This is a genomic window from Devosia insulae DS-56 (assembly GCF_000970465.2).
Taxonomy (GTDB): Bacteria; Pseudomonadota; Alphaproteobacteria; order Rhizobiales; family Devosiaceae; genus Devosia_A; species Devosia_A insulae.
In genome coordinates this window covers 1-7,082 of sequence record NZ_LAJE02000405.1, presented here as the reverse complement: position 1 = coordinate 7,082, position 7,082 = coordinate 1, and the positions used below count along the sequence as shown (strand labels likewise).

The window sequence follows — 7,082 nt, the reverse complement described above, 5'->3', positions numbered from 1 at the left end:
CCCCTCCCCTCAAGGGGGAGGGGAGCAAAAGCCTCCCTGCGAGGCGGCGTTACGCGGCCTGCGCGGTTGGGCTGGCGGAGTGGAGCTTCAACGCCGCGCGGACCTGCGGACGCGCCTTCATCCGGTCGAACCAGGCGCGGAGGTTGGGGAAGTCAGTCAGCGGCGTCTTGGCGGCGGCCGCCCAGTTGACCATCACGAACAGGTAGGCGTCAGCGACCGTAAAGCTCTCGCCCAACAGCCAGGTCCTGCCGCTCAGCTGCCGTTCGACGATGGCGTAGCGGGCGGCGACGCGCCTGCGGGCATAGTCCTGCGCCAGCTCCCCGACCTCGGGGTGGAACAGCCACGGCGAGTAGGTCTTGTGCAGTTCGGTGCCGAGGAAGGTCAGCCACTGGTTGAGTTCCCGCCGCTCGGTCGTGCCCTGTGCCGGGGCCAGGCCAGCCGCCGGGTTCAGGTCGGCGAGATATTGCAGGATGATGCCGGCCTCGCTGATTTCGGTGCCATCGTCGAGCCCGAGCAGCGGCACGTAGTTGCGGGTGTTGATCTCGCTGTAGAGCAGGCCATCGGCCAGCCTATGCGGTTCGCCGATGATGTCGACATAGACCAGATCCAGTGCGATGCCGGCTTCGGCGGCGGCGATGGCTGGGGCGAGCGAGCATCCATAGGGGTGGTAGTAGAGCTGCATTTCAGTCTCTCCGGTTGGTGATGCCGAAGAGCTAGTTGCTGCGCCAGCGAAAGGCGAATGGTGATTTCGCCATCGGCATTTGCATGATTGCAAACACAAAAACTGCTATGCCAGCGACATGGAAAACTGGAACGACCTGAAGCTGGTGCTGGCCATTGCACGAGCCGGTACGCTTGGCGGCGGCGCCACGGCGCTCGGCGTCAACCACTCCACCGCCTTCCGGCGGCTCAATACGCTGGAGGAGAAGCTCGGAGTACGCCTGTTCGAGCGCTTGCCGGGCGGCGTCTACCAGACGACGACCGAGGGCGAGCGGGTCGCCACCACCGCCGAGCGGGTGGAGACGGAGGCGGATGCACTGAGCCGCGAGGTTGGTGGGCGCGACCAGCGCCTCACTGGCGCACTGCGCGTCACCTCGTCCGAAACGCTGGCCTACAGCGTGTTGACCGAGCAACTGGCGCGGTTCCGTGAGGCACATCCGGGGATCGTGGTCGAGCTCGTCGTCGACAACCGGGTGCTGAGCCTCAGTCGTCGCGAGGCCGACATCGCGCTCAGGGTAACGCGGCCCAAGGAGCCGGACCTGTTCGGACGGAAACTCGCCGACATCGCCTGGGCCATTTATGGCGCGCCATCGCTTGGGCCGCTGGACGATATTGCCGGGCGCGACTTCATCGGCTGGGGCGCCGAAGTGACGGGAATCGCGGCCGCCGACTGGCTGGGCGAGACAATCGAGCCGCGTCATATCGTCTATCGCGCCAACAGCCTGATCAATCAGTTCACCGCCGCCAAGGCCGGGATCGGCTATGCGGTGCTGCCCTGCTACCTCGGCGATATCGAGCCGGGTCTCGTCCGGGCTGGCGCCGGACCGGTCATTGAGTTGACACGCGAGCTGTGGATCGTCACCCATGCTGACCTCAAGAAGACGGCGCGAGTCAGGGCCTTCTTCGATATCGTCGGCGACGGGTTGGTCGCGCAGAGTTCACTGTTCTCCGGCCATCGCACTGCTTGAATTGCGCTTGCGGCTCCCCATTATCGTGGAGAGCATCAGCTAAGGGACTTGCATGCTGTTCATCGGTTTCGCCCTCGTCATCGCCATCGGACTGGCCCTCTTGGTCAGCGCCGACGCGGGGTCGATGGTCGGCCTCACGCAGGACCAGCTCGGCCAGTTGCTGCCACTGGTCGCCATCCTGATCTTCATCGCCGGCGGGCTGTTCTCGCGGCGCTACAAGTTCTCCGAGCTGTTCGGCAATCTGGTGCTGTGGGCTGGTATCTTCGGCGTGGTGCTGGTCGGCTACACCTATCGCGACGACCTGACGCTGGTGGCATCGCGGGTGTTCGGCGAGCTGATGCCGGGGATCGCCGTGGTCGACGGCGAGCGCGGCAGCGCTACTTTCCGCGGTGGTCGCGACGGGCATTTCCAGATCAACGCCACGATCAACGGCTCCGACATCCGCACCATCTTCGATACCGGCGCCAGCGCCGTGGTGCTGACGCATGACGATGCGCAGAAGGCCGGCTACGCGACGGAAACGCTGCGCTACGACATCTCGGTCTCCACCGCCAACGGCACCGGCAAGGCGGCGGCGGTGACACTCGACCAAGTCGAGGTGGGCGGGATCGTCCGCAACAATGTGCGCGCCTTCATCGCCGAACAGGGGGCGCTGGAGCAGAGCCTGCTCGGCATGACCTTCCTTGGCACGCTCAGCCGCTATGCGGTGAGCGGCAACGCGCTCGAACTGGTCGACTGACCCGGGCTCGGGCATAGTCTCCTGAAATCACGGAGACCTCGATGCCCGCTCGCCCCTATGACGAAGCCCTGCTGCGCCAATCCTTTGCCGTCGCCAAGCGCTCGCGCGATGGCGGCGACCATCCGTTCGGCTCCCTCCTCGCCGACAAGTCCGGCAAGGTGCTGCGCGAACAGGGGAACGGCTACAGTTCGGAAGGCGGCGACCGCACCGCGCATGCCGAAAAGCTGCTGGCCTCGTGGGCGGCGAAAAACCTCAGCCTCGAAGAACTGAAGGACTGCACGCTCTATACCTCGGCCGAGCCCTGCGCCATGTGCTCGGGCGCCATCTACTGGGCGGGGATTGGCCGGGTGGTGTTCGGCCAGACCGAGCGCGACCTGAAGGCGCAGACTGGTGCGCACGAGGAAAACCCGACCCTCGACCTGCCCTGTCACATCGTGTTCGAAGCCGGGCAGCGGCCGACCGAGATCGTCGGCCCGCTCCTGGCCGAGGAAGCGGCACAGCTGCAAGCGGATTTCTGGAAGGACGAGGGGTGAGCCGGAGCGAGCTCCCCAGTGTCCGGCCCGCGCTCTCGGCACTGCTGGTCCCTGCCGCGATCTGTGCTGCCGTTTCGCTGATTGCAGCCGCAGCGATCACCTCGTTGCTCGTTTCCAACGAGGTCGGTGACGACTACCTGAGGTTTGACGTCATCAACGGCGTCGAAGTCTCCAGCCTCGATTGGTCTTCGATCGTTGTTGGCGCAATCGGCTTGGCGGTGCCTATCCTGGCCGTTCTGCTCGGCCTTGTCGCACTCGCTTACGCCTCGAGGCGAAACCGCTAGCGGCGGCAAGCTAGACCGCCAGCTGCAGTTCCGGTTCGAGCGCGTCGAACGCCCGCATGATCACCTCCGGACCGGCGCCGCGCTTGGCAGCGTCGACGCTGAGGATCTGACGGAAGGTGCGAGCGCCAGCGCGGGCGTTGGCGAGGCCCAGCATGTGGCGGGTGATATTGTTGAGCCGGGCGCCCTTACCGATCTCGCGCTCGGCATAGTCGGCCATAGCAAGCATCACATCGCGCATCTCGATGGTCTTTTTGGGCGTGCCGAAGAAGCGTTCGTCGACCAGGGTCAGCAGCATGGGATCGTGATAGGCGACGCGGCCGAGCATGACGCCGGACAGGCGCGCCATGTGCGCCTCGGCGTCCTTGATAGTCTTGATGCCGCCATTGATCATCACCGGCAGCGGCCTAAGTCGCTCGGCCAGGCGATGGACGCGCGGATAGTCGAGCGGCGGGATCTCGCGGTTCTCCTTGGGGCTCAGACCCTTGAGCCAGGCCTTGCGGGCATGCACGTAAAGGGCCTCGACCCCGGCCGCAACCATGGCGTCGGCGAAGCGGTCGAGGCTTTCCTCGGTGTCCTGGTCGTCGATGCCGATGCGGCACTTCACCGTCACCGGCACGTCGGTGGCATCGCGCATGGCGCGAACGCACTCGGCGACGAGGTCCGGTTCGGCCATCAGGCAGGCGCCGAAGCGCCCAGACTGCACGCGGTCGGACGGGCAGCCGACATTGAGGTTGATCTCGCGATAGCCGAATTCGGTGGCGATGCGGGTCGCCTCAGCCAGCTCCCTGGGGTCGGAACCGCCGAGCTGCAGCGCTACCGGTTGCTCGACCTGATCGAACCCGAGCAGCCGCTCACGCGGCCCATGCACCACTGCCGCGCTGGTCACCATCTCGGTGAACAGCAGCGCGCGCGACGTGAGCAGACGGTGCAGATAGCGGCAATGCCGATCCGTCCAATCCATCATCGGTGCTACGGAGAAACGTCTGTCTAAGCCGTTCATTTCTATGTGCGTTTTGTTCTCAGTCGGTTCAATGCCCGATCGGGCTGAGCAATGGAGCAGCTGCCATATCACATCCGAAAGCCAGGCTGAACAGCGATCAAGGGGCCACCAGCTTCCCATTTGCTGCAAGTCAGGGTGCGCCGTTCGCCAAACTTGGCAAGTTCGCCGTCCAACGCAGCGAGCCCATCACCAACCAGCACCGCACACGCCGAAGCGAGGCGCGCCGGTTGCCCAAAGCTGGCGGTGTGGTCGAATGGATAGAACTCTCCACAGGTCGTCAGCAGCCGCTCGCTGGTGGCCTCCACCGTGTTGATGGTGCTCGCAGGTCAAACCACTCGGGCATCTTCTGCAGAGTTCTCCGAGCAAAAACAGATCTCGTCGCCACGCCTAGTGGCGGCGGTTTCATCCCCTGCCCGACCGGAATGCGCGGCAGATCGAGCCGATCGAGATGCCCTCGTTGGCCTCATAGGTACCGGGTTTGTTGTTTAGCGGCGTGGCGTTCGGAAGGTATCGGTGATGGAGTCCAATCACCTGCCAGTTGCGATTGAAGACGGGGCTGCCCGAGCTGCCCCGTTCGGTTGGCGAGCGATAGTGCATGCGTTGCGGTCGATCGTCGTCGGCCTTGGGCTCGAAACCAAGGAGCCGGCCATCGAGAAAGGAGAACGATATCTCCTGCCCCAGCGGGTGGCCGATGACGACGGCCGTCGGATCCTTGGGTAGCACGTCGGGCATATCGCTCACGGGTAACGGCTTGAGATCTATCTCGCCCTTCAGCTTCAAGACGGTGCAGTCGTGCTGTTGCACCGGAAGGCATTTGACGATGCGGTCCACCGTGTACTCAACGTCCGGCTTCGAAAGCTCGAAGGTGACCTGGACGTCGTCCGGCGAGGCAGCGCCGCCTTGTGGTGGGTTGCTGACCACATGGGCGTTGGTCACGACGACCAGCCCGATTTCAGCGTCAAGACCAAGGCTCTGGGCAGTGGTCAGAAACCCGGTCCCCAGCGGCGAAAAGCCGGAGCGTATCATGGCGACCGACTCCGCCGCCCTGAGGGCGTGCCGGATGGAACGGACGGATACCGGTTGTGCCCCGCCTATTCTCGCCTGCAGTTGCTCAGCACTCGCTCGTGAGAGCTGAAATTCGCCGCCTTGGCGCATCAGCGCATCGAGCAGGAGCCCCTCAATGGTGGAGCCGGCACTTGTCGCGCCGATCCCCCAGATCTGGGACAGCTGCCGATGCATGCTGGCCAGCGTGAAGGCATCGGTGCGCTTCGTGGCAATCGCCAGGCTGTACCATTGCAGCGCCTCCTCAAGATCCCCGAACGCCACCGCCATCTCGCCGGCGGCGCCGAGGGTCCAGGGATCATGATTGCCGCCAGCGTGAGCCGCGGTCATCCTGGCACGAATCCGTTCGGCGAGCTGATGGTGCGGCGCCATTCCGGTATCGAGCTCATGCCGTTTCGCGAATGCGGCAAGTGCGACGAGCTGCGCGCCATGCCAGGCCAGCATGTGAAGGTCCTCTGGCTTCGTCGCCAATCCCTTGCGGTAATACTCCGACGCGCGCTCAAGTGCGCGAGCCGCCACACCGCGCCGCTTTAGGCCAATCGCCTCGTAGGCAATGTCCTTCCACGCCCGACCGCGAATGCCGTGGATTTCCGACATCTCCGCATCCATCTCGTCGGTGGGCTCGGCGAGCAGGGTTCCCAATATGCCAATCGCCGCCACCTGGTTGCCGCGATCGACGAGGGCCTGAGCGTAGATCGTCCAAATCCGAGGGGTGCGATAACCGGCTTTGATGAAGGCCTCGGCCACCGCCTGAATATGGTCGTATCGCCGCCAGTTCCTCAGTTCCTTCAGCAGCGTGACGCCGAGGGCCGCGGCAGCGGAGCGCGGCTCGGGCAGTTCGGCGGCGAGGCGCTCGCACGCCTCCGTCAAGCCGCGAAGGTTGTGATCTCGATTGGCCTTGCGCGCATCCTCGATAATCCCCCTGAAGCCTGCCATGCCACCCTCTCCCCGCAACCTTTGCGGCAGTATCGCCCGGAGGCAGGCGAGCCCGAACTTGGTCAGCTCTGGATGACGATGCTCGATCCAAGTGCCGTACCGATGAGCAAAGACATCGACACCGCTCTAATCATGCCGTCGCGCCCCCAATATAGTATTTGACCAAAGAACAGGACATTGCAATGGACGCCGCCAACGAGGCGAGGGACCTGGACATATGCCCTCCACTGACCGGAGAACTGCATGCGTGTTTGTACAATTGCGGCGAGGAAGAATAGTCGGCCACGGTGCGCGCTCGACCGAACTTACGCCAGTGATATCTGCGCATGATCCCTGCTTGCCGCAGCCGAATACAGGACGCGGAGTACGCCTCAGGCGTGCAGCTGGGGCCGGTAGATGAGTTGCTGGGTGTGGCCGTCAAATGTCCGGCTCTCGATCAGTTCGAGATCGAAGTCGGCGGCGTCGGCGAAGATCGGGCGCAAGCCGGTCTTTCCGGTGATCACCGGAAAGATCGTCAGCTGAATGCGGTCGACGAGGCCGGCTGCCATCAGAGCACGGTTGAGCGACAGGCTGCCGTGCGAGCGCAACGGCACCGGCGACTCTGCTTTGAGCCGGGCGACGATATCGACGCCGTCGCCACCGGCGATGGTTGCGTCCGGCCAGTCGAGCGGTCCCGCGAGGGTGCTCGACACCACGGTCGCCGGCAGGTTCCGCAGCCGACCGATCCAGGCATCGTTGACCTCGGATCCTTCGGTGGCGGCCGCGAGCATCTCGATGAAATCGCGGAAAGTCGAGGCCCCGAAGACCATCCGCTGCGGCTGGCTATACTGGGCCAACCGG

The 7,082-nt window shown here is 64.5% G+C and carries 8 protein-coding genes; 4 read left to right on the top strand and 4 right to left on the bottom strand.

Annotation, left to right across the window (positions count from 1 at the left end):
- Positions 1–49: 49 nt before the first annotated feature.
- Positions 50–682, bottom strand: coding sequence for a glutathione binding-like protein (locus tag VW23_RS27690; RefSeq protein WP_069912701.1), 633 nt, complete (start codon positions 680–682; stop codon positions 50–52).
- A gap of 118 nt (positions 683–800) precedes the next feature.
- On the opposite strand from VW23_RS27690, the gene VW23_RS27685 reads away from it, so the two are divergent.
- Genes VW23_RS27685 through VW23_RS27670 form a run of 4 tightly spaced genes read left to right on the top strand, consistent with a single transcriptional unit; the run spans position 801 to position 3,244 of the window.
- Positions 801–1,688, top strand: a complete 888-nt coding sequence (locus VW23_RS27685) for a LysR family transcriptional regulator (protein ID WP_069912700.1) — start codon at positions 801–803, stop codon at positions 1,686–1,688.
- Positions 1,689–1,740: 52 nt separating this feature from the next.
- Positions 1,741–2,427 (top strand): retropepsin-like aspartic protease family protein, encoded by a 687-nt coding sequence (locus VW23_RS27680; RefSeq protein WP_069912699.1) that lies wholly within the window; start codon positions 1,741–1,743, stop codon positions 2,425–2,427.
- A 41-nt stretch (positions 2,428–2,468) separates the two neighbouring features.
- Complete coding sequence (locus VW23_RS27675; RefSeq protein WP_069912698.1) at positions 2,469–2,960, top strand: nucleoside deaminase; 492 nt, start codon at positions 2,469–2,471, stop codon at positions 2,958–2,960.
- Positions 2,957–3,244, top strand: coding sequence for a hypothetical protein (locus tag VW23_RS27670; protein WP_069912697.1), 288 nt, complete (start codon positions 2,957–2,959; stop codon positions 3,242–3,244). The genes VW23_RS27675 and VW23_RS27670 overlap by 4 nt, the downstream gene beginning before the upstream one ends.
- A gap of 10 nt (positions 3,245–3,254) precedes the next feature.
- On the opposite strand, the gene dusA is transcribed toward VW23_RS27670, so the two are convergent.
- From dusA to VW23_RS27655, 3 genes are all read right to left on the bottom strand, one after another.
- Positions 3,255–4,244, bottom strand: a complete 990-nt coding sequence (gene dusA / locus VW23_RS27665; RefSeq protein ID WP_069912696.1) for a tRNA dihydrouridine(20/20a) synthase DusA — start codon at positions 4,242–4,244, stop codon at positions 3,255–3,257.
- A 402-nt stretch (positions 4,245–4,646) separates the two neighbouring features.
- Positions 4,647–6,242 (bottom strand): S1 family peptidase, encoded by a 1,596-nt coding sequence (locus VW23_RS27660; RefSeq protein ID WP_069912695.1) that lies wholly within the window; start codon positions 6,240–6,242, stop codon positions 4,647–4,649.
- A gap of 371 nt (positions 6,243–6,613) precedes the next feature.
- The coding region (locus VW23_RS27655; RefSeq protein WP_069912694.1) for a dihydrofolate reductase family protein at positions 6,614–7,082 on the bottom strand (469 nt) is incomplete at its 5' end.

Bases quoted from the DNA above. Each gene is read 5' to 3' on its own strand.
- VW23_RS27680 (WP_069912699.1), top strand. From the start codon at position 1,741: ATGCTGTTCATCGGTTTCGCCCTCGTCATCGCCATCGGACTGGCCCTC.
- VW23_RS27685 (WP_069912700.1), top strand. From the start codon at position 801: ATGGAAAACTGGAACGACCTGAAGCTGGTGCTGGCCATTGCACGAGCC.
- VW23_RS27660 (WP_069912695.1), bottom strand. From the start codon at position 6,242: ATGGCAGGCTTCAGGGGGATTATCGAGGATGCGCGCAAGGCCAATCGA.
- VW23_RS27690 (WP_069912701.1), bottom strand. From the start codon at position 682: ATGCAGCTCTACTACCACCCCTATGGATGCTCGCTCGCCCCAGCCATC.
- dusA (WP_069912696.1), bottom strand. From the start codon at position 4,244: ATGAACGGCTTAGACAGACGTTTCTCCGTAGCACCGATGATGGATTGG.
- VW23_RS27675 (WP_069912698.1), top strand. From the start codon at position 2,469: ATGCCCGCTCGCCCCTATGACGAAGCCCTGCTGCGCCAATCCTTTGCC.